We start from the raw sequence: 24631 nt of genomic DNA on the forward strand, positions 1-24631 counted from the left end.
TTACAGTCCTAACCTAACCCCTACTAATACAGAGCTGTATTGAGGCGTAAACCCAGCATCTATGCCCTGTAAATAACTTGTTTGAGAGGCACTTACTTCTGGATCGTAACCTAAATAGTCTGTTATTGTAAATATGTTATTTGCTGTAACATAAAACGTTGCGTTAAAAGCATCTGGACTATATGATAGCGATAATGTTTTAAGACGAATATAAGAACCGTCCTCTATCCATCTATCTGAAAATCTTGAGTTGCCAACAGCGTCTCCATATACCGCACGTGGTATACTTGTATTTTGGTTATCTACCGTCCAGCGGTTTACAGTGGCTAAACTTTGGTTAGAAAACCCATCCATAGATTCTGTTTTCCATCTTAAAGCATTGTAAATGTCGTTCCCTTGACTAAATGAAAACACTGCCGATAAGGTGATTTTCTTATAAGTAAATGTATTATAGACCATTCCCGTAAAATCTGGGTTAGGATCACCAATTACCACTCTATCATCTTCGTTGATGACATTATCAGAGCCATTCGTGTTTACGAATCGAACATCACCAGCAACAAAAGGCTGTTCAAAACCTTTAAGATCTCTCCATACCAAACCATCAGTAGATGCCTCGGTTGCATTGTTATAAATACCATCTGTTTGGTAACCATAAAACAAGCCTAATGCGCTTCCTTCTTCATTTAAAATAGTTGCATTTATGCCTGCAACATCAATAATCTGTCTCGCCCCAGGAAGGGATGTGATTTCATTTTTATACTTAGATATATTACCACCAATATCCCAACTAAAGCTAGGCGTATTAAATACACGGGCATTCATGCTAAATTCTAGCCCAGTATTTTTTAGTTTTCCATCATTTGACATATAGTTCCCTTTACCATAAACGGGATCTAATTGCGTAGTATTAAGCAATCCATCTGTTACGTTATTAAAGTAATCGAAATTAAACGATAAGCGCTCATTAAACAAACCTAGATCCAAACCTAAGTTAGCCTTAGTGGTTTCTTCCCATCTAATAGAACTGTTAGCAATATTGCCGTTTACAAGACCCGCACCCTCTAAAAATCTTCTAGAAACAAAGTAAGATTCCGCATTATAATTGCCAATACCATCATTACCCGTTAAGCCATAACTGGCGCGCAATTTAAGTTTATCTATAGCAGCATAATCGTTCATAAAGGTTTCTGAAGAAATTAGCCAACCTGCACTAACAGCAGGAAAGATGCCAATAGGCTTATCATCTCCAAAACGAGATGAAGCATCGGCAGAAATATTATAACTTACAAAGTATTTATTTAAGAACGCATAGTTTGCATTACCGTAAATAGAACCATACTTCCAATTCCCTATACTACCTGATGTTACATTCGTTAATTTATCGCCACCATCCAAGGATGTAAACTGGTCATCTCCAGAGTTACCGCTTATAGAGTATGAGTTTTCGTATTGATTTGTATTAAACCGAAATCCTAAGTTTACCGAAAAATCATGAATATCATTTACATTGTGTTTATAGTTAAGTCTCGTATCATTATAAAATGCAAACAAACTTTCGGCATTTACTTTTGATGTTCTATACAGTGCATCACCAAAATCATTATATTCTGTAGAAAGTCCTAAATCTGGTAAAAACACATTTTGTCTGTTTTTTATGTAATTAACCCCTACTAAGGAATGAACATTTACTTTTTCTGATATTTTGTATCCAAAATCTAAATGGCCATATAAGTTATAATCCTTCGCTTGAAAGGTTGCATTATCTATAATAGCTCTAGGGTTACTAAACCCACCTATATTGTCTATATCCTCATAAGATTCTGTTACAACCCCATCTGCGTTTGGTATAAACGGCGATAAAAAAGGCGCCTTATTAAGTGCTGAAAAAATAGGCGACGTACTTAATAAACCATCATCAAATAAGTTACGCGTTGTATAACTTACACTTAGATTTGTTTTTAAAGACAACCTTTCTGTAATGCTCGTTTCTGCATTAAAACGTGTTGTAAACCTATTAAAATCGGCATTAGACAACACACCTTGATTGGATGAGTAACCAATAGATAAGCCATATTTTGCCACCTCATCTCCTCCAGTAACCCGTAAGTAATATTCGTTTACAAAGTCGTTACTAAAAACTTCTTTTTGCCAATCTGTAGCGTTATGATACTTTTGATAATCTTGAAAAGCAGTATTTTCATTAAAGAAAGGCAAGTTACTTATCTGGTTACTTGTATAAAGGCCCGAGTTATTCAATTGATTGGATAAATAAGAACGATATTGATTATTGTTCATCATAGGCAGGTTTTTTGGTGCAAAATTTAAACCACCTTGAACATAAAAATCTATTTTAGTTGATACATCGCTAGTTTTATTCGTTTCAATAAGTATAACGCCGTTAGCCCCTCTTGAACCATATATAGATGCCGCATCTTTTATTACGGTTATATTAGCAATATCCTTTGGATTCATATCCGATAGCGGATCGTAACTATAGCCGTTTATTAATGTATTATTAGTAAATGTATTGGTTTCAAGCATCATTCCATCCACAATAATTAAGGGCTGGGTCGATCCGTTTAAGGTATTATACCCTCTAATAAAAATATTGGCACCAATTCCAGGAACACCTGAGCGCATTATGGCTCTAGTACCACTTATTTCGCCATTTAATATATTGGCAACAGACTCTTTTGGTGTAGATATATCTACTTTTTTAGTATCTATGGCACCCACAACCGATGTGTTTGATTCTTGTCCTAAAGGCATATGAACTGTTTTATAATAAGAATTGAAGTCGTTATTATAAATAGCTATTTCCACATTCTTGCGTCCTTTTAACGCTACCTCTTTTGTTCGGTAATTAGGACTGCTAATTGTAAGGGTTGCTCTTCCATCTGGAATTTCTATAGAAAACTTACCGTTTTCATCTGTTAGTACAGATGAAAAAGAACCTATCCTAACATTTATTCCCGCCAATTCTTTCTTATTGGCCGCATCTATCACCGATCCTGTTACAGTATTCTTAGATTTAACCTGTGCTTGTAGTGCAAAAGTAATCCCCAAAAATAAAATACAAAAAAGGATATACGTGTTTTTTAATTTCATCATAGTCAGATAATAATTCATGTTAATATTTAGTTGGTCTATTCTACTGGAACTAGTTCTGCGTAATCAATGCCAAATCTGCGATCATATAGTATCAACTCAGGCTCACTAACATCCACAAACACCTTTAGCTTTACAGCAAAGTCGTTGTTCTCCTCTTGGTTTATGTATACTGGTATCGTGTAGGTGTCTCCTATCTGAACAACATTATCCTCCTGATTACCCACTACAACAAATGGTATTTGATGAACCACTTTGTTTTTATCCGCATCTGTATAGCTAAACTCAAATCTCAATTTAGTCTGTTTAGAAGCGCCTACAGGCACAAATTTAAGGTTCAACTTATAACGTGCGGACAATACATTTGTAAACGCTATTTCAAAGTAATTGTTCGTTTGCGCTGCATTTGGATTTTGATCTAAGCTCACAATATTATAAAACTGACCTGAAGCAGAGGTACTAAATTTTTTCTGAACGTTTAAAGCTAATACATCGCCAATAGTTCTTCTTTCTGAGTTTTCTACTTCATAACGAATCGCTTTATAAATAACATCTTCAGGATTGTAATTTAACTCATTAACAACAAACACATTCCCATTACTTAAAGAGACGTTTTCAGTTATATCGCTTGGGTTTAATGTGACTAAACTCCCTTTAGTAGTATAAACCGGAGCACCACTTAAGTTATCGGCATCTAATCCAATAAAATTTAGATTACTAAAAATGGTTCTGTTTGTATTGGCTTTTATAGAATCTTCAATAGGATAGTTATAATACTCTTTAAATCTATTATAAATTCCCGTATAAGCAGGTTCTGTTAAACCAACAAAGGAGTAACGTTGTTCTTCCGAACTTAAATCCCCAATCGTTTTAAAAAAGGTGTTTGATGGAACAAAAATAGAATCATAAACCGCTTGCCCTAATGAATTGGTCCCTACCTTAACACTGTTCTGTTGGTCGAAAACCGTTTCATTATATTGAGAAAAAAACGTTAGCAATGAAGGAAATTCACTTGCATTATCATTCAGATAGCCCCAAATATTTGGGCTCACCTCTAAAACCTCGTTAATTGTATGTACAACACCATTGGAAGCCAATATATCTTTTTCTATAAGATTTAAACCACCAAAAGTTGACCCCCCCGTTGTATTATTAAATTCAATATATTTATTATTGAACATTTTAACAAGCGCTTCTGGGTTACTTGATGTGTTATAAGAAAACGAACTGATATGATTTCCTATAAGTTCTTTTAACAGGTCTGGATCATTTAGCACCTCACTAGAAACCTCTGAAAACCCTGCATTTGTTGGAGCCCAAACGGTAAACGCTTGAGAGGTTTTTAATTGACTGCTATACCCCGTTTGTTCTAAATACCCAACAAACGTTGAATACTCTGGGTTTTCAGACAATACGGTGAATATGCTTTTTTCCAATCTCTCGTCTTGCTGATCGTAGTGCTCGTCCCATGCCTCTTCTTTACAGCTTACTGTAAAGAAGATACAAACGACTACCAGTAATCGACTGAAATTATATACGTGTTTGTTTTTATTTTTCATTATAAATTCTTTAGTTATCTTTTTGATTAATTCACAGGAATTCTATTTTTTAACCGTCTCCCTAATTGTCTGCTCCTGGAGGACATTCTGAAGGATCTGCTGGAGCATTATCCACAACAGGTATAAACTCGATAAAATCTAGAGGACTCCCCCCCGCTTTTATAGCTTGAAACCGAACAGTATGCCTTTTTTGCTCAGAACACAGCAACTCTTTAGTTACAATGAACCTAATTTTATTACTATTGTCATATTGATTGGCCCCCGTATTATCTGTAATACATTTATAACCGTGACGCCAGCCATTAGATTCCATAACAGCTTCATCTGGCCACCCTATACTGGTTCCTTTTTTTGTCATGTCATAAACAGAACCAATAGGCTCACCATCCCAATATACTTGTAAAATAGCTCTAGCATTATTACCTCCATTCCCTAGTACTAACATTTCGTATTTTCCTTTAGGAAGAACAGGGGTGTCAAATTCAATCCAAGAATACCCACCAACATCAAATACAGAGTTTCTAAAGTTTTGCTCCTTTCCTCTTCTCCAAAAACGCTTATTCCCTTCTGGAAACCATCGTATGTTCTCATAAGTTGTACTGGGATAATTTGTACCACTTTTAACAAGGCCAGATTGGTATTCTGGTTGATCTGTTACAAGATCAAATATAATATGCTTGGCTTTTGGTGTAAAAATGGGCATTTCTTTATTGACCGTGTGGTATACTCCATTTTTAGCAGGGTAATTACTCTGCGCTGCAATTAAAGAGGTCCAGGTATCATTTACACCTGTTTCGCTTTCATTAATTTTAAGTTCTTTGTCTGTTTTAAACGCTTTCCATGCATTTCTTGGCAATACTGTATTAACAAAACCATCTGTTGGAAAGTTTCTGGAATACAAGAAATTTTGAGTGGCATGATACGCTACGAATCTATTTAACTCGTTCTCAGGGTTAGTATAGTCTGTATCTCCAGGGGAGTATTTATTGGCCAGATCTTGAAAGGAATGAATCCCATTTTCAGCATAAACCGCATCAGACTCTGCTAAAATGGTAACATTACTTTTTGCACCAAATTCATTAAAAATAACCGAAAATGTGTCATAATACCCTGTTTGCTTTAAGGCATCCACAAAAATAGTATGCTCACCCGCTTTATCCATAACTACAGGAACTGGGTCTACATAAGGATCTAATACCCCATCAATGGTGTGTATAATACCATTTGTAGCTTTAATATCATATACCTCTAAACCTACTTCTCTATTAATTTCCACATTGGCTATCCCGCCACCCTTTAAAAACGACGTGGTAAGGTAATCTCCCGTAAAAGTAGTATCCGCAAGCCTTCCTTCTACAAAACCACTTGTACCTCTACCAGAAGGGATGGTGTGAAATTTAACAACCACCTTTAAAAACTCAATATCTTCAGGAGAAGTAATCTCACTTACAGATTCTACATTAAATTTTTCTTTTATATAGGCTTTAACCGCTGCATTTGTAGGCGTAAAACTCGTATAGTTCCCATAACTCTTAAAGGCATTATAGAGTTCTGTTTTTTGAAGAATTTCAACATAAGAAGAAAACACCTCTGGATTAGACTCCAATGTTTGAATAATCGTCATATCATCACTAGTAAAAAATGTAGTTCCATCTAGACTATCGTTACAGCCCATTATGGATAGCATCATAAACACAATACCTCCTATCCAAGCAATAAATTTATTTGTTTTCATAGTTTTTTACGTTTTAGTTTGTGTAATAAGGATTTTGAATCAAGTTAGGATTCAAATTAATCTCATTTTGATAAATAGGCAGATAATACGACTCTTTATCAGAAAAGTAGCTCAAAATTTGATCATAATCATCGGGACCAGCTTTCTCTATAGCTAAATCCAATATAAGATATTGGTTTTCAAAATTATTTCGTTTTGCAAAGCGCAATAAATCGTACCATCTTTTACCTTCAAAAGCAAATTCTTTTTGGCGTTCTTTCAACAAGGCACTTAACAAATCTCCTTCCAATATATTAACATCCAGAGGGGCTCCTGTAGCACGCTCTGCTACTTGATTCATGAGCGCATAAGCCCTATTTAAATCTTTGTTTTCTGTAGATAAAATATAGGCTTCGGCTTGCATTAACAAAACATCGGCATATCTATAAAAAATAAGCGTGTTATAAAACTGATCTGAAGCTCTATAAAAACCAAGATTATTTACTCCTGCATATTTAAAAACACTATTGTACGCTATATCGAAAGTTGCAAGGTCTTCCCTTACATCATCTGGAAATTCTCGATACAATTCTTGTATTCCGCTATATGGTGCATAGATTGGGTTAACATAGTAAAATGAATTTTTTAAAGTGGCATTGATCTCGCTAAATTGAAGTTCAAAAATCCCTTCACTAGAATTGCCTTCGAAAAATATGTCATTAAACCAATCGGCACCATTAACCAAATTATACTTATTTAAACCTATAAGCCTGTTGGTTGCATCTATACATTTATCGTACTGTTCATTCCATAAATAAATATCGGCAAGTATTGCCAATGCAGCACCTTTTGTCATTTTTCCTTTATCATGTGCAGCAGATTGTGCAAACCCTAAACTAAGTCCGCTAACAGCTCCCTCTAGATCTGCAGTAATTTGAGTTATAATTTCCTCCTCCGTGTTTTTGGCTGGATAAAAATCTACTGCGGTACTTGATGTAGCCGTTAATACTAATGGTACTTCTTTAAAATTTTTAACGAGTATGGTATAAACCAAGGCACGAATGGTTATGGCTTCAGCCTTAATCCTTTTTAGTTCTTGCTCAGAAAAAGACAAGTCATTTGCTTGTGCTTGATCGGCAAAAGTGAGCACCAAATTACAATGGTTAATGGTTTTGTAGAAAACATTCCAATTAACGAATCCGTTACTAGGAAACATGTAGTTTTTCATCATGTTTAATTGGTCGTTTCCTGCTCGTACAGAAACCAGCATATCACCTCTTAATTCTCCCCATAATAAGGCTCTATCTGTAAAACCAGACTGGTTCATGGAAGCATAGCAACCTGCAAGGGCTGCAGATACCTGCTCTTTATTCTTCCAAAACTCCTGCTGTATCAAACTATCTTCTGGTTCCAATTCCAAATAACTATCACATGAAAATAATGTTATAAAAAGCATTGGAATGATGGCGTATATTTTAATTATGTTTCGTTTCATAATATTTTTTAAATTTTACAATTTAGAATGTCAAATTAACCCCTAGCGTTATTTGTTGAGATCTTGGGGTTTGGCTATCGTCAAAACCAACTTCTTTCCAGTCACTACTATTTCCTGTTTCAGGATCTGGACCAGAGTATTTCGTAAAGGTCAATAGGTCTGTTCCTGTTATAAACAACGATGCATTATAAAAGTTGATTTTCTCTACAAATGCCTTTGGCAAATCGTATTTGAATGTTAGAAATTTCATTCTTAAAAATGAAGCGTCTTCAAGGAAACGATCGGAACCCAATGTGTTTACAGGACTATTAAAAACAGCTCTTGGGATATCGGTAACATCACCTTCAAATCTCCAACGGCGTAAAACGGCTGTATTTTGGTTATCATAGTTAGACATGCTTTCGGTTTCCATTCTAGCTAAGTTTATAACCTTTTGGTTATACCTAAAATTAAAGAAAGCATTTAGGCTAAAGTTCTTATATCGAATAGTTGGTCCAAAACCACCATACAATAAAGGGTTTGCATTCCCTAAGTACACCACATCTAAATGATCTATACTCCCATCATTATTCACGTCTTCATACCTCGCTTCTCCTGCTTGAAAAGCTCTGTTTTTATTAAACACCATTGTTTTGGGCTCTCCGTTTAAATCGTATATAACCCCTCCGTTTTCATCAAGTGCAGCCAAATCATCACTAGAACTATACACCCCCAGATAACGATAACCATAAAATGACCCAATAGGATTTCCTTCTTGAATTCTTTTTAGATATCCATTAGGGCCTGTAGCTAACGGATCGCCATCTTCAGTGTCCTGCGCATCAGATATTTTTGTAATAAGGTTTTCATTACGTGCAATGTTAAAGTTAAACTCTAAAGAGAAATCTTGATTCTGAATCAATTTTGTTCTTACGCTAAGCTCAAATCCTCGATTCGTAATATTACCAAGGTTAAGAAACGGAACATTTGAAAAACCAGAAGTTGAAGGAATTGCCGTATTTTTACTCAACAGATCTTTAGTTTCTTTTTCATAAAATTCTAAATCGCCACTAATGCGGTTATTAAAAAAGGAATACGTAAGCCCTAGATTTTTTTGTATAATCGTTTCCCACCTTAAATCGGTTAATTCCATATTGTCTGGCAATACAGGGCGTTCACCAAGATAATTATAATTATAAGTAGAATAGGTATTGTACTGACCATAGTTAAAATTGGGCGAGTTACCGTTTACACCATAACTACCTCTTATACCCAACTCGTCAATAAATTCAAAAGATTTCATAAAAGGTTCATCGGAAAGTATCCATTTAGCCGCTATACTAGGAAACGTTCCATATCTGTAACTACTCCCAAATTTAGAATTCCCTTCTGAGCGAATACCTCCACTTAAAATATAACGATCTAAAAACTGATAATTGAAGGCAAAGTTATAAGCCAATGATCTGTTTTGCGTAAACGATGACGATAATTCGTTTCCAGATCCTTCTATTCTGGTTTGCGCAATAGGCGTTTGTATTAAACTACTAGGTGAATTACTGGTTATTGCAGAATAGCCCTGACTTGTTTTCTCATACGTTTGTATAAGCCCACTTGCAAAAACAGAATGATCATCTCCTAAGTTAGGGTTCCAAACTACTTTATTTTCAGTACGCATTACAAAAAACTCTGCATCGGCAAATCTAGCTTGGTTGGCATTAGAATTTGTCCATGACGCCCCAAATCCAGATTCGGGAACAAAATTTGATGATTTGTCTGTATTGATGTCAAATGCCACATAACCATCATACATCAATTGCTTTGTAGCTTTGTATCGTACTCTAAAGATTGGAGATATTCTATTATTTTCAGTATTGGTTGTGGATAACTCTGCCATAGCAAGTGGATTATAATAACTTGACCCATTCCCTTGAAAAGCATCAACAGGTGTAAAATACACATCGGTTGGGTTTCCAAAATTATCCAATTCATAAATAGATTGATTAGGCATTTTCTTTAATGCCAACTCTCTTACGCCTACTTTGTTTAAAGTAAAAGACCTGTCTAAAGACCCGTGACTATAAGACAACTCTGATGAAATAGAAAGTTTATCTGAAATATTATAATCCAAAATAGCTCGTGTAGTAAATTGTTGTAACCCTGTACCTATAGTGGTTCCCTGTTGGCTTTTATAACTTCCAGAAACACGGTATGCAGACTTCTCACCACCGCCAGAAACACCCAAAAAGTTTTCGTGTGTGTAACCTAATTGCGTTATTTCGTCAATCCAATTCACATTCTTGTTGTACAAATTATAGTTTTCATAATTTGGATCATACTCGATTTGCGGACGACTTACTACATCGTTTACAGCCGTAAGTTCTTCTTTAATTAAGGTTGAATATTGATCTCCATTCAACATAGGGATCCCTTTAGGCTGCCATCCCACACTACCTTTGTAACTATAAGAAAACCTTGCAGGCCCTTTAGCACCTCTTTTGGTTTTAATAAGCAAGACACCATTTGCCGCACGAGATCCATATTGAGCAGTTGCAGCAGCATCCTTTAACACTGAAATTTCTTCAATATCATCAGGAGACACACCAATCATGGCTGCATATTGTTGTTCATCGGCAGACCCGAAATCGAAAAGAGCATCGATTTCTGTTTCAAAAGGCACCCCATTAATTACAATTAAAGGCTCGGAAGAAGCATTAAGGGAAGAGGTTCCACGAATCCTGATAGACATACCAGCTCCTGGCTCTCCAGAACTAGCTACGATATCTACACCACTTAAACGCCCTTGCAGTTGATCGACAATACCAGCAGAAGCAGTTTCACTTATGTCTTTCATATCTACAGTTTCAATAGCGGTGGCTATTCGGCGTTTAGAGATTTCAAAATCTCCTGTAAAAACTTTTCTTGTGCCACGTATTAAGACAGCATCTAACTCTGCTAAATCTTCTTTTAATGCAATATTAATTTGGGCTTGTTTTCCTGGCACCATTTCTTTGGTAACAAATCCTACATAAGAAAACGTTATAGTATTATTTGGGTTTTTAATTTTTAATGAATAGTTACCATTGAAATCTGCAACAACACCGTTAATTATACGATTGTTTTTATCCTTCTCTGCAATTGTTGCTCCTGTTAAGGGCTGTCCATCTGACTCTGATGTGATTACACCTGTAATAATAGTTTGAGACTGAGCCGACATGTTGTACATTGAAAACAATGTAAACACTATTATTAAGGCATAGGAATATGACTTGTGTTTATCCTTCATATTAATCAAGCTTTTATATTTTCTAATTTAAATAATTTCCAATTTCGTGAATCACCACTCGTTTTGATAGTAGATTAGTCACACTTCCCGTTTGGGTTATAATAGCTCCTGTAGCTGGTTTTTTTACGGTTAAATTTGATGTGGCATGGTCGTTTTCAAATACATACTGCTCGTAAACCGGCACAAAGTCTATTACCTTACTAAAGTACATAGACGAAAATGTTCCCGATGTACTGCCATCTGTAGCGATAGCTTGCTGTATAAAATGTCTTTTAACAAAATTTAAAAGGTCTTGTTTAGCAATGGCCAGCTCTAAAGGTGTTAAGCCACCTAGAGCACTTGGATCTACAATGACCCCATCTGCAATAGCTTGGTTAACCGCATTGTTATTTGGTGCCAATAAAGTAAATGTGCGTGACAGGTTTAAGAAACTTATCAATTTATCATCTGCAACATCGGGTATAGCAACTATAGCGTCTGCTGCTGTAAGCACGTCAATGAATCTCGAAAAAGTGGCCGACTCATCAACCAGTGCACCGTATGTAAACTTTAAAGGTCTCTCTATGGCACGAGACATATCATAAAACCTACCATTATCTGTATCTCTAACCGACTCTACTAATGCAGGGGCATTTGCCGTAAAGTTACCGCCACCAGAGACTCTGTCTCCTTGAGATGCATAGATAAACTCCCCACTTTTTGTTTGATAATAGTTATTATCATTAAGGTCTACATGACGCTCAACAATTTGATTAAGAACAATGTCTTGTAATGTAGTTGCAACATAACTCAAATCTGCAGCCGAAGGTTTGGTAGCACTAGGATCGGGGTAAACACGATTATTTGAACCATCGGGATCTCCAAACACTTCCATATATACCTCTGAATTCGGGTCCACCATTAAGTCTGTACGCACTGTGATTTTTCGAGTAGCACTATTAGGATCGGCTATTAATTGAAATTGATCATTCTTAATTCCGAATATCGAAAATTGCGACCCTTTACTTTGTAACGCATTATCGATTCCCGCATCCTGTACCGCCTTTAACATGATGGTGTAATTAGGGTCTAATAACAAGGGGCCTATTATGGTTGAAAAATTAGCATTGGTGTATACTTTGTCTACACCGACAAAGAACCCATTACTACAAAACTTTCGATCCACAACATCTTCTAACTTGTAGTCTACAGCACTTAACCCTACATTTAAAACACCTCCTTGGTTACTAGGGGCAATATCCCAAAAATCGGTAAAGAAAAATGTGCTAAGGAATTTACCAAGAACATCTAAAGGCATATCATCATAAGACGTATAAAACTGACCTAAAACACTATCGCCCATCAAGTACTGCTCTAGAGCATCGTTTGTAGGCACGACTAAACCAGTTGCATTTGCCAATGTTCTATCAACATTATTAAGCAATTTTGGGTACGCTTCATCATTAGGCCCAAAAGGGAGCAAGTTTGCTGTTATTCCTGTTTTATGTATTAAATAATAAACCGTTTCTACTTCTCCAGTAACTTCATTTACTATTTCTCGATCGTCTAAGTATGCAAAACGATTTATTAATTTTTTAAAAAGTGTATATTTATCTCCATATTCTTCTGAAGTAAGGTTTTGATATAAATTCTTTTTGGGTTCTATAACTTTATCTAAAGCATATATCATCCCGTTCTCTGCTATAATATTAGTTTGCGAAACGTTTGCTTCAAATACCTTCATACCGTCTGGGGTAAAAGTTTCACCGGGAAACATAAAGGAGTAATCTGATGTTTCGAAACGTGGCTTCGCATCAAAATAAGGCTGAAGAAAATAGGTAGTGGGCTTAATTCTCCCACCACTTTGGTCCACTCTATATGTTCCTGGAGCCACATAATGATTAGGATCGGGGTATGGGTTAGGAAGCTCCACCTCTGTATTCACTTCTATAATAGAATCGCGATACAGTGTTTCACGTTTAAAACTATTTCCTGCATAAAACCCTTTATCATAATAAGTTAAAGTTGTCGTATTCCAACCACTGATAATAATTGAGTATTGGACTAAATGCAACAACCTATCAGCTGGGATATCGTTAACAGACATGTAATTTTCTTCCTGCATGAACTTTTCAAAAGCTTCATCGGTTGGAGCAAAAACAGTAAAAGACCCACCTTTTAATAAAGGCTCTTTATATTCTGTTTTATCAAGGCACTGCAAGTAATAATTAAACGTCCCCATCGATTCGAGTTGTTGATATATCGTCCCTGCCAAGTTTTCTGGTCGGGCGTATTCAAGCGAATCTGGCCTGCAACCAAAAGTGGCCATAATTACAAATGCCAGCATTGTAATCAAACCGTTTTTTTGCTTCATTTTTTTTCTCATATTTAGTTTAGCTTTGTTAGTAATAATTTTAAATATTTTATGTAATAATTTAAAAAAACAACATGGGTAGGTACTTGTTTTTTAGAATAGCTTCTAGGGGTATAAGCTAGTTTCATAAAAAGGTTAAAGCAAAGTTAAAATGCATATCATGCTTCACTATAAACTATAATGCAATGATGATAAATTATCAACCATTTTAGTTAATTATCACATAAAACCATCAGAATAATGCAACAAAAACACAATTTTTAAACAAAAAAACAAATAAGAGTGTTATAGAAACGTTAAAACTTACCTCGTAAAAACCACACCAAAAGTTACAAAATTTAACGTTTTTATAAGATTAAATATTTGTTTGTTTCAAGACAAGCTATTTATGTGTGTGTGTTTTTTAGAAGCAAAACACCTTTACAACCCTCTATTCTCTATATATAAGCAAAACAACCAACAAGCACTAAGCATTTTATTTTCAATAATAAAATCCCACCTTAACCCTTGCTTTACTTCATCACCACAATAGCACAGCCCTTTAAAAACACAACATCTTATATCTTACTCAAAGCACATATACTATTATATTTTCAAAACTATTTTATAACCTATAATACTTCTGAATTCACTACTATAATCATGGACAGAAACCCCAACTCACTAAGCCGATTCCCGCATGCATAGTCCAAATCAAGAAAACAAAACCCTAAAATGACTCATAGTTTATCATCATTGCACAATAGCTTCAACCCATTTAATTACATTGTTTCTAGATTTGTGTCAACACTAAATATAAATTTCAATAACTCATTAAAAAACTTATTAAACTCAAATTAATTACAAACTAAAAATGACATTTTTATGACTAAATTAAAACACATTCAGATTAATCTGAAAATTTTCGCAAGCCTATTCTGGGTAATGGGAGTGCTATTTAGCGGAGCCTTTTCTCAATTACATGCGGCTTCGCCAACCACTATAGTAGACGAGCAAAATAAAACGATTAGTGGTTCTGTTGTTAGTGCAGAAGACGGAATGGGCATCCCAGGGGTTAACATTATAGTAAAAGGAACCTCTACTGGAGCTGTTACAGATTTTGATGGAAAATACAGTATCAGTGTGCCATCAAACAATGCTGTGCTAGTTTTTTCTTATATGGGCTATGTAACCCAAGAAATAACCACAGGAGGCAACTCGACAATAAATGTTACCATGCAACCAGATATCGCCGCTTTAGACGAGGTGATTATTGTAGGTTTTGGTACCCAAAAGAAAGCGACCCTTACAGGCTCTGTGGTACAAGTAAAAGGTGACGATATTTTAAAAGGCAAGGGAACCTCTAACGCCACTTTAGCTTTACAGGGTGAAGTACCAGGTTTGGTCGTTACCAGAACGACAGCTCGCCCAGGGAACGAAGGCTCTAATATTAAAATTCGGGGCGATATTTCTGTAAATGGAATTTCACCGCTTATAATCGTAGATGGTTTAGAAATACCAGAATGGCAGCTTGCCACCATTAATGCAAATGATATAGAAAGTTATTCTGTATTAAAAGATGGTGCAGCGGCAATATATGGTACAAAAGCAGCCGGTGGTGTTATTTTGGTTACTACTAAAAAAGGGAAACAAGGTAAAATGAAAATTAGCTATATAGGTGAAACCCAAGTCAACTTTTCTGGGGACATGCCTGTTGCAGGTATGCAAGAATGGGGAGAACTATATCTTCAAACGCTTAATAATGATACGTTTCCTTACCTAGACAACGACGGTATCATGCAACAATCTACAGGAACATTAAGATTAGGCCTAACTCGAGAAAATTATGAAGCTATAGCCAATGGTACTTTTCCATTAGCGCCAGACACCTTTTTTCTTGGCGGAAAAGAGCAGCGTTTTGCCGATGTGGACCAATTTGATGCGGTATATGGCACAACAATTTCCAAAAGACACAACCTATCAGCTTCTGGAGGTAATGAAAATGCTACTTACAGAACATCTGTTAGCTATTCTGATGAGCGCTCTCCAGTATCCTTTGTTTATGATGGTGCTAAAAAATACAACTTCCGTACCAACCTTACTTATAAAATAAGCGACTTAATAAAAACAGAGTTTAATATCTCTTATGACAATAGGATTGTAGACGAACCTACTTTAGGTGTAGGGGAGTCTATTAACGATATGAATATTTTCCCACTTTATAATCCCCAAGGACAATACTACGATATTTTTGGTGGTAACAACATCCTTTCTAGATTAGATGAAGGTGGACGTACAGTAACTGACGAGAAAATATTTCGTTTAGGTGCTAAATTAACACTGGATTTAGATCAATACGCAAAAGGCTTATCTTTAACGTACTTTGGCAACATGAGCTCACGTAATGGTCTTCGATCTGAAAGAAAAAAATCTGTTACAAATTACGATTGGTACGGAGACCCTAATGTAGGCGTGTCTAAAAACACACTACTTAACTCGTTTATTAAATTGTATGAGACTCAAGTCGATTTCCAAAACCATGTCATACAAGCCAATTACGAACGATCTTTTGAAAAACATAATTTCTCTGCAATGCTAGGTTTAACCGCAGAAGAACAACAGATAAATAGATATTTTACAAGCCGTTCTAATATGGCATCTGATGATTTAGATGATATTAACACCGGTGATGTTACGAAACAAATTACAGGAGGCTCACAAAAACAAACTAATGGTTCTACATTCAACTCTGGAGCTGAGGCAACAGGCTTGGTATCGTATATAGGGAAGATTAATTACGATTTTGATGGTGTTTTTCTTTTAGAAGCCTTAGGCCGTCGTGATGGATCGTCTCGTTTACATCCTGATTATAGATGGAAAAACTTTTACAGTGGCTCGGCAGGTGTTAACTTGCACCGCTTAAGCTTTGTTGAAGATTTAGATATTTTCAACAACCTAAAGTTCTACACCTCTTATGGTGAAACTGGTTCTGTTACCGGTATTGGTGCTTATGATTATATTTCTGAAATAAGTGCAGGTTCTACTGTATTTGGTTCTACACCAACCCAAAGCAATACCGCATGGATTGGCAGCTTAATCTCTACAGACCGTACGTGGGAGCGTGTTGCAACCACAAACTTTGGTATTGATTTTGCGGTACTTAATAACCGTTTAAAAGGTGTTGCAGAAGTATTTAACCGCACCAATAACGATATGTTAATTTCGGTAACCTACCCACAAGTACTGGGCGCTACAGCACCTAAAACCAACAGTGGTGATTTTACCAGTAAAGGTTGGGAACTTTCTTTAAACTGGAGAGATCAAATAGGAGACTTTAAATACAATGTAGGTGCTATGCTTTGGGATAGTAAAAGTGAAATTACTCGCATGGACGGCGCCACCTCTATAGCTCCTGGAGAGAACAAAACTGTAGAAGGCAGACCCATTAACGCCATTTACGCTTACAAAACAGATGGCTTTTTACAAAACGACCAAGAAGTATTAGAGTATTATAATAATCTTGGTTTTGTAAACCCAACCGATCAAACCCAAATGATAGAAGGGTCATTAATTCCAGATTACAGAACCTTAAACCGCTTAACACCTGGTAGTGTTAAACGTATAGACACCAATGGTGACGGCACGATTACTTCAGACGACTTAGTTTATATGGGAGATGCAAATCCTCATAATAGTTTCGGCATCACTTTAGGTCTTGAGTATAAAGGTTTTGATTTTAGTGCTTTCTTTCAAGGTGTTGCAAAGCAAAACATTGTACGTACAGAAACCTTGGCTTACCCTTGGAAACGTTGGTGGCAAAACCAAAACATTTCATTTATAGATTCCTCTTGGACTCCAGAGAATACAAGTGCTGAACAACCTGTAATCTCAATGAATAGCTATCGTAATAACTGGAATTACGCCCATACAAATGATGTTAACATCATTAAAGCAAGCTACATGCGTGCTAAAGTAATTTCATTAGGTTACAGCTTACCTTCTTCTTTAATTGAAAAAGCAGGTATCGAAAGACTTCGCTTGTCTATAACTGGTAACGATTTATTTGTTATTTCTAACGTAAAAGACGGCCTAGATCCAGAAGCAGGGAGCAACTCTGTTACAGGTAATGTAATACCTTTTACCTCTACGTTGATTTTTGGCCTAGAACTTAACTTTTAAAAAAAATTAAACACATGAAAAATATAAATATAAACGTGAAAACGCTATTTTTATCTCTACTCCTCTCAGGCTTTTTCCTTGTGGGTTGTGAGCAATATTTAGATCAAGACCCTCAAGACTCTGTAACTGAAGCAGTATATTTTAAAACAGCAGAACAATTTGAAAATGCTTCAAATTATTTTTACACACGTCTTTCATATGAAGACATAGAAGAAGCCAGTGATCTCTCAGGAAACTACACCACACCAGATTACGGACAAGGCCTTATAGCGCCAGTAGACTCAGATGATATTTGGAAAAAAAATTACAGCTATTTACGAGCACCCAATCAATTAATTGAAAAAGCTGTAGATTTTCCTGGTGACCCATTAGATATTTCTGCGCCAGTTGGAACTGCCTACTTCTTTAGAGCTTGGCACCATTTCACTCTACTTCAGCGTTTTGGTGGTGTCCCTATCGTTACACGCGCTCTTGATGTAAGCTTTGAAGAGCTTTATGCACCAAGAAATAGCCGTTACGAAGTTATATTTCAAATATTGTCCGATTTAGATGTTGCCATTGCAAAGTTACCAACCGCAAATAATGTAGAACAAGGAAAAATTTCTACTGAAGCAGCAAAGGCTTTCAAAGCCCGTGTATTGCTTTATGAAGGGACTTGGGACAAATATGTTGGTGAAGCTACAGATGGTGATGGCATTAACTCTGGTGCAGGATCTGCAAAACCTGCTGGATACCCAAACACAACCGCCATGCTAACCGAGGCCAAGCAATTGGCTCTAGAGATTATCAACAGCGGTGCATACGAATTATGGGACCAACGCAGTGCTTTAGGAGAAGACCACTTATTCTACTTGTTTAACTTAGAAGAAGGTTCCAATCCAATTGGGCTTACAAAAGCGGACAATAAAGAGTTTATCATTCAAGCCGTTTACGATTTTTCTTTTAGAAATCTAAACAAAAATACGTCTCATGCTAAACCCGTAACTCCTTCACGGGAGCTAATGGACACTTATTTATGTATTGACGGACTGCCCGTTCAACACTCTCCTTTATTCCAAGGATATGATAACATGACGGACGAGTTCCAAAACCGTGATTTTCGTTTAAAAAGTTTCGTTAAGGAACCTTTAAAAGAATATTGGGGCCGTGGTAATTCTATAGACGGAGGTGGCGCACAATACGACAAAACATTTGCGACAAGTGGCGTTAACTTTGATTATCGTTATGTGCCAGAATTATCTACCATTAGTGTGGGTAGAAATATAGGATACCAAGGACGTAAATTTGTTTCCGAGCAAAAGAATAGAGAAGGAAATTCTGCATCTCCTAACTGGCCTTTATTGCGTTACGCAGAAGTATTGCTTATTTACGCAGAAGCTACAGTTGAACTAGGTAATGGAGCCATCTCTGATGCTGACCTCGACATCTCTATTAACAAGATAAGAGAGCGTTCTGGAGTAGCTCCTCTAACCAATGCTTTAATCGCGCCATTTACCGACCTAAACATGTTGGGAGAAGTTCGTCGTGAACGTTCAATAGAGCTATTTGGTGAAAATGTTCGTTTTGACGATTTAATGCGTTGGGGAATTGCTGAAGATGAGTTAAACAGAACCGTAAGTTTAACCTACATAGCAGGTACAGAGTACGAAACCGCAGACAACCCTAAAAACCCAAGCAGTAAAATTTATAATCCCAATGGTTTCCCTTTAGGATTGACAACATCAGAAATAAGCGTTTCAACCTATTCTGGTATTGCTACAACCAAACCTGGCGCTCTAATTCTTGATATTGGCGCTAACCGTAATTGGACAAAAGCACGTTATTTAAGCGGCATTCCTATTGATGAAATGAAATTAAATCCTGAATTATTACAAAATCCAGGATGGTAGTTTACTTGAAGTAAACAATAATATTTGTTTAAGTTAGTTGTTTAGTTTGACAGCTGTGGGCACAAAAAAAAGCTCACAGCTGTTTTTTTTTAAATTGATTTTGCTTTTAAATACAAACTACATTATGCTCTAAAAACTCTCCCACACTTTGTTCTTGCTCTAAAATAACATCTAGGATCAGTAGTTTATAGAGAGTAAGTAAATTCGCTACAGGGCATTAGAAAAGAAAGCGACTAATAGGAAGTGCATTAAAATCTAACAAGAGCACACCAAAGCTTTGGCAGCATTTTAACCTCCAATATAAGAAAATGTTTCAGCACTAAAACGATACCATTAACGAATAAAGCAATAGTAGTAGTAGTAGTAGTAGTAGTAGTAGTAGTAGTAGTAGTAGTAGTAGTAGTAGTAGTAGTAGTAGTAGTAGTAGTAGTAGTAGACCAACCTGTAGCTTTTCGTGGCATATACAGTCTTTAAAAGAGCTCTAAAGAATATGCCATTACCACAAAGAACAACTTAAATTAATCTTCAGACGCTGATTTCCCTTGCTCTTTTAGTGAGTCTTGCTTCTGCTCCATAAACTGACTTGGTGTTACATTAAATAACTCTTTAAAGGTTTTACTAAAGTATGCCGTAGAGTTAAAGCCCGTCATATGTGTTACTTCTTTTATAGAAAATTCATTTTTCAACAACAATTCTGATGCATATCTTAACCTAATGGTTCTAATAAAATAACTTGGATTATTCCCAGTAAGAGAGTTTATCTTTCTATAAAACTGAGACCGTCCAATACTCATTTCCTTTAACAAATGCTCTTGTTTAAAATCGACATCGCTAATATTATCTATAATAATTTTAGTCGCTTTATCTAAAAAGGCTTCATCTAAATTATTAGAAGTTACCTCACTGGACGGGAACACCCCCCCTATTTCAGAAAACTTTTGTCTTAACCTGTTTTTAGACTCCAGCAAATTATTAATTCTTGCCCTTAAAACACTTGTTACAAATGGTTTTGCCAAATATCCATCGGCACCATGTTCATAGCCTTCAATTCGATCTTCTTCTAAGGTTTTCGCTGTTAATAGTATAACAGGAATATGACAGGTTTCCAACTCCTTCTTAATGGAATGGCACATTTCGAATCCATCCATTTTAGGCATCATCACATCGCTCACTACGATATCGGGGAAATACTTCTTTACCATTTTCAGCCCGTCCTCTCCATTAACAGCCTCTTTAATTATGTAGGAATCTTTTAAATCATTTATTAAATGTATTCTTAATTCTTTATTATCTTCAACAACAAGCACTGTAGGCAGGCTTTTACCGTCCTTTAATGTGCTTTCATCATTATTGTTAATAATTGGAGTTTCATTTGAAATAAGCATATCATACTCTACAGCTTTCATAGAGTTAATTAAAAATTCGTTTTTAACGTTTTTAACCTTTTCTAACGACCCTTTCATATTTAAAGGCAATCGAACCACAAACTTACTACCTTTTAAATGTTCGCTTTCCACAAAAATCTCTCCGCCATGGAGTTCCACCAAACCTTTAGAAAAATTAAGACCTATACCTGTACCGGTTTTTGTGGTATCAATATTATAAAAACGCGAGAAGATACGTTTCAACTGCTCTTTATCTAGGCCTACCCCAGAATCTTGCACAATTATCTCTACATAATCCCCTAGTTTTTCTTTTCTGAAAAATAAATTTTTAGACTTCGATTGGGTCTTTTTCACTTCATTTACCGAAATAGTAATTTCACCATCGTTGTTAGTGAATTTTATAGCATTAGATATTAAGTTGGTTATAATTTTTTCTATTTTATCAAAATCAAATAATGAGACAATACTTTTTGAAGATGCTTGGAACTGATAATTTATCGCTTTTTTAAGAGCTAAATCTTTAAAAAGCGAGAATATGTCTTCACTAAACTTTACTATATCCCCTTTTTCTAACTGCAAAGGGGCCATACCCACATCCATTTTCCTATAATCCAATAATTGATTAACTAAATGCAATAAGCGTCTAGCACTTCGCTGTATGGTTATTGCAGATTTCCTTATGGTTTCTGGATCGTTATTAAAATTTGAAAGTATTTTATCTACCGGACTCAATATTAACGTTAAAGGCGTTCTAAACTCGTGGGATACATTTACAAAAAACTGAAATTTCAATTGATCAAGTTCATGTTCTTGTGTTTCTTTTACTTTTAAGGTATAATAGTATGCTATAGCCCAAAAAATTAAAGCTCCCACTAATACATATATCATATAAGCCCACCATGTTTTCCAAAGAGGCGGTAATATTTTAATATTTACAGATGCCGTTTGCGCATTTTCCCATTGATCATCTATAGAGGCCCTTACTTCAAAACTATAATCACCCGGCTCTAAACCAGAATGATTAACAACTCTACCACTGCCAATATCCACAAACTCATTATCTAAACCTTTCATCTTATAGGCATACTGAACTTGTACTGGGTTTTCAAAATATAGAGCTACAAATTCAAATGAAATGTAGTTTTCATTATATTTTAAAGTCAAATCTTGAGTATTGGATATCGATTTATTTAAAATAACCCTCCCATTTATGGAGTCTCCTGCAACTACTGGTTTATTATTTAATTTAAAACTGGTTATTTGGGGGGTAAGAATCACAGATTCTGGGATATTAATATCACTAGGCTTAAAAATGTTAAAACCATTTATACCTCCAATAATTATTCGCCCATCTTTTGTTTTTTCTATAGATTTACTTTGATACTCGGGCCCTTGGAGGCCATCTTGAGCATTAAAATTTTTAAATTGTTGGGTTTTAATGTTTAATAGCGAGAGTCCGCCTTTTGTCGTAGCCCAAATGTCGTAATTATCATCTTCCACGATCCCAACAACAAGGTTATTAGGAAGGCCGTTTAGAGAAGAATAAGACTGCATTAAAGCTAAGTCTGGGTTTAACTTATATATACCACTATCTGCGCCAACCCATATATTTCCAAGATGATCCTCAGTAACATAATTGATGCCTATTCCTTCAATGCCATTTCCCTTAACCTCTTTAAAATTAATTTTTTTAGGAATAAATCCGTCCAGTTTATTTAAATCAACAACGTTTAAACCCAATGAAGTCCCTATTAGCAAACGATTTTTGGAATCTACAAACAGGCACAACACATTATTACTTAGCAAACTATTGTCTTTGCCATAGATGTTTTTGTAATTATGGAAATGCTTGGTATTAGGATCGTACAAGCTTAGCCCTTCAGTTCTCAAGCCCAGCCACAGTCTGTTTTCGGAATCTTCTGTACCGGTCCATACGGAGTTCTGCCCTAATGAAAGCGAATCTGCTGGCTGATGCCAAAACCTTTCAAAGGTATGGGTTTCAGGGTTAAATTTATTCAGCCCACCATCTAAAGTACAGATCCAAATATTACTATTATGATCTTCAAAAGTATACAGTATTTTATTTGAACTTAAAGAGTTTTTGTTTTTAGGGTCATTGCTATAATGCTTAAATGTATGCGTTTCTTCATTAAATAGATTAAGTCCACCATTATAAGCACTAATCCAAATACGTTTTTTAGAGTCTTGCAATACGGCTTGCACTGTTTTTTCGCTCATGCCATTGGGGTTGTCTGGCTGATAGTAATAATGGCCAAAAGCATATTGAGAAGGGTCTAATTCACTTACACCTTTATCATAACTTCCTATCCAATAAATACCACTTCTATCCTGAAACACTTTTGATGGTTTGTTATTTGGAAGTGAAAATGGATCTGAAAGATTTTTTACAATATGCTGTTTTAGGGTTACCTTTCCTGCTTCTTTTGTAAACAAATACAAGCCATGCCCTTCTGTTGGCACCCAAAACACCCCATCATCATCTTGAAAAAAATCAAAAATCGGAATATTGGTTTCTGCAAATGAAACATGGTTAAAACTATTTTCTTTCGTATTCCATACTATAAAATTGGACAGGTCATTGCCTATCCAGAAATCGCCATCGGCATCTAGAAAGAATCGTTTTGGTATATGGTTAAGCTCATAAGGTCTTTTACTATTAATATAAACACGATCAAAGTTATCTTTATTAGCATTATAACGATTTAAGTACATCCCATTTGTGGAAATCCATATGGCATTATTTTCATCTTTTAAAATAACGTTTACCCCATTATTATCTAAAGAGTTTAAATTGGACTGATCGTTTATATAATAAGAAAACTTAAATGCTTTTGAATTTAAATTTTCGTCTCCCAATAGTATTTTAATAGCCCCGTTATTTGTGGCCACCCACAAGGTATTACTACTATCATCATAAAATAAATCATTAATAATTTTTTGAGGACTATTGGATAGTGATAATTGCTTGTAAAGGTTTATTCTTGTAAACTTATTGGTTTGTTTATTAAACAAATTAAGTCCGTTATTCGTGCCAATCCACAAGTGGCCCTCACGGTCTTCTTCAATAGCATTAATTCTATTGTTACTCAATGATGTAGGGTCGTTCAAAATGGTTCTATATACCTCAAACTCATAACCGTTATATTTATTTAGCCCATCAATGGTACCGAACCACAAAAACCCCTCTTTATCTTGAAATATTTCATTACAAGTACTACTGGAAAGACCATCAACCGTGTCTAAATTTTCAAATTTCAAGTTATTGAACTGCCCAACAACCCAATTGGATAACAAACAAAAAAAGATAATTACGCAATGTTTTATAGTCATTTTATATACTTTACTTATAACCTCAACCTCAACTTCAAAGATACCTGTTTGTTCGAAATAATCCTTCATCATCACAATCGAATTTAGTCAAAAACCATAATTATACTGACTAACAACGATTACGTTTTAAATTTTAATTCTGAAGTTTTAGATAAATTAAAAAACAAGAAACCTCGCCCATAAGGTTATTCATACATATAGAATAAAAGCACAAACGCTTTCATTACCATGTTTTTGAAATTCAAACAGCCCAGAAGAAATATTTTAATATTTATCCATTATTCCACACTGTAAAGCCATGTTGTTCAAACATGCTGCATAACATATTTAATTAAAACAAAGCCCCTGTAAAAC

At 35.5% G+C, this 24631-nt stretch carries 9 protein-coding genes; 2 read left to right on the forward strand and 7 right to left on the reverse strand.

All coding sequences use genetic code 11. The annotated features are described in order from the left end of the window. The 6 genes from ACFFU9_RS05395 to ACFFU9_RS05420 all read right to left on the reverse strand — a co-directional run bounded on the left by ACFFU9_RS05395 (nucleotide 1) and on the right by ACFFU9_RS05420 (nucleotide 13494). Nucleotides 1-3114, reverse strand: coding sequence for a SusC/RagA family TonB-linked outer membrane protein (locus ACFFU9_RS05395; protein ID WP_379860372.1), 3114 nt, complete (start codon nucleotides 3112-3114; stop codon nucleotides 1-3). A gap of 35 nt (nucleotides 3115-3149) precedes the next feature. After that, nucleotides 3150-4670, reverse strand: a complete 1521-nt coding sequence (locus ACFFU9_RS05400; RefSeq protein ID WP_379860373.1) for a fasciclin domain-containing protein — start codon at nucleotides 4668-4670, stop codon at nucleotides 3150-3152. 61 nt (nucleotides 4671-4731) lie between these two features. Further along, complete coding sequence (locus ACFFU9_RS05405; RefSeq protein WP_379860374.1) at nucleotides 4732-6405, reverse strand: fasciclin domain-containing protein; 1674 nt, start codon at nucleotides 6403-6405, stop codon at nucleotides 4732-4734. A gap of 13 nt (nucleotides 6406-6418) precedes the next feature. Then, nucleotides 6419-7879, reverse strand: coding sequence for a RagB/SusD family nutrient uptake outer membrane protein (locus tag ACFFU9_RS05410; RefSeq protein ID WP_379860375.1), 1461 nt, complete (start codon nucleotides 7877-7879; stop codon nucleotides 6419-6421). Between the two features lie 22 nt (nucleotides 7880-7901). Next, entirely contained in the window at nucleotides 7902-11141 is a 3240-nt protein-coding gene (locus ACFFU9_RS05415) for a SusC/RagA family TonB-linked outer membrane protein (protein WP_379860376.1), read from the reverse strand. A 22-nt stretch (nucleotides 11142-11163) separates the two neighbouring features. Continuing rightward, on the reverse strand, nucleotides 11164-13494 hold the full coding sequence (locus ACFFU9_RS05420; RefSeq protein WP_379860377.1) for a fasciclin domain-containing protein: 2331 nt from the start codon (nucleotides 13492-13494) through the stop codon (nucleotides 11164-11166). Nucleotides 13495-14358: 864 nt separating this feature from the next. Between ACFFU9_RS05420 and ACFFU9_RS05425 the strand changes: the two genes are divergently transcribed. Together ACFFU9_RS05425 and ACFFU9_RS05430 are read left to right on the forward strand one after the other, a co-directional pair. After that, nucleotides 14359-17652 (forward strand): SusC/RagA family TonB-linked outer membrane protein, encoded by a 3294-nt coding sequence (locus ACFFU9_RS05425; protein WP_379860378.1) that lies wholly within the window; start codon nucleotides 14359-14361, stop codon nucleotides 17650-17652. A 14-nt stretch (nucleotides 17653-17666) separates the two neighbouring features. Beyond that, the gene (locus ACFFU9_RS05430; RefSeq protein WP_379860379.1) at nucleotides 17667-19541 is read left to right on the forward strand and encodes a RagB/SusD family nutrient uptake outer membrane protein; all 1875 of its coding nucleotides are present in this window, start codon (nucleotides 17667-17669) and stop codon (nucleotides 19539-19541) included. A 518-nt stretch (nucleotides 19542-20059) separates the two neighbouring features. Here the strand turns inward: ACFFU9_RS05430 and ACFFU9_RS05435 are convergent. Then, complete coding sequence (locus ACFFU9_RS05435) at nucleotides 20060-24349, reverse strand: hybrid sensor histidine kinase/response regulator transcription factor (RefSeq protein ID WP_379860380.1); 4290 nt, start codon at nucleotides 24347-24349, stop codon at nucleotides 20060-20062. Nucleotides 24350-24631 lie beyond the last annotated feature (282 nt).

Origin of the sequence: Mariniflexile ostreae, assembly GCF_042427585.1 — a bacterium.
Lineage (GTDB): Bacteria > Bacteroidota > Bacteroidia > Flavobacteriales > Flavobacteriaceae > Pseudalgibacter > Pseudalgibacter ostreae.